1 protein-coding gene and 1 pseudogene are annotated in these 959 nt (G+C 45.5%); both read left to right on the top strand.

Annotated features, from left to right (window positions below; genetic code table 11):
* A partial coding sequence (locus SPADD19_RS05960) for a DHH family phosphoesterase (RefSeq protein WP_164905852.1) occupies positions 1 to 647 on the top strand: 647 nt, incomplete at its 5' end.
* A 96-nt stretch (positions 648 to 743) separates the two neighbouring features.
* Positions 744 to 959, top strand: a pseudogene (locus SPADD19_RS11610) (lantibiotic ABC transporter permease); the annotation flags it as partial.

Here is a 959-nt window from a genome sequence, read left to right as displayed (position 1 = left end):
TGATCAAGATCGACCACCACCCAAATGACGATGCTTATGGCGATCTGCTCTGGGTTGATACTGAGTCTAGCTCTACCAGTGAGTTAATTGCATTTTTTGCAAAGGAATTGGAGCTCGAACTTCCTGTAAGTGCTGCGCGTCTTCTCTATGCTGGGATTGTCGGCGATACAGGTCGCTTCCTTTATCCTGCTACTTCGACTCGAACCTTTGAGATCGCTGCCTATCTTCGAAGCATTCCCTTTGATTTTACAGCACTTGCTCGTCAGATGGATACGATCAATCTCAAAACTGCTAAGCTTCAAGGCTATGTTTATGACCATCTCGAAATCGATGAACATGGCGCTGCGCGTGTGACCCTGACACAAGAGCTCTTGAAGAAATTCGATCTACGTGATTCAGAGACTGCTGCAATCGTCGGAGCTCCTGGACGCATCGATACCGTGTCTGTTTGGGCTATCTTTGTCGAGCAGGCCGACGGTCACTTCCGTGTCCGGATGCGTAGCAAACGAAAAGTGATTAATGAAATTGCTAAACGCCATGACGGTGGTGGTCATCCACTTGCTAGTGGTGCCAACTCCTATTCCCTTGAAGAAAACGACCAAATCTACCAAGAGCTACAAGAAGTGGCTCGCACAAACAAAGACTGAGAACGGTTTCTCAGCCTTTTTTATTCCATTTCTGGGGTTTTCATTTGTCATTTCTTGTGGTAAAATAAAGCTAGCAAAATTATAAGGAGACTTATTATGGAAAAAAATCGTTTGTTTATCATTATCTCTGCTGCAGTAGCGATTCTTAGCTCTTTCTTGCCGTGGGCAAGCCTGAATGCTGGTGCCTTTGGTTCATACAGCGTGAATGGTCTTAACGGAGATGGATGGTTCATCCTTATCTTAGCAGTCGTTGCGCTTGTTCTTGCTTGCTTGAGCGATGTGAAAGCTTCATTGCCAAAAGGGTTGGCAATT

This window comes from Streptococcus parasanguinis, assembly GCF_001578955.1.
GTDB classification, from domain to species: domain Bacteria; phylum Bacillota; class Bacilli; order Lactobacillales; family Streptococcaceae; genus Streptococcus; species Streptococcus parasanguinis_U.
The sequence above is the reverse complement of the archived record's forward strand: the minus strand, read 5'-3'. Positions and strand labels throughout refer to the sequence as shown.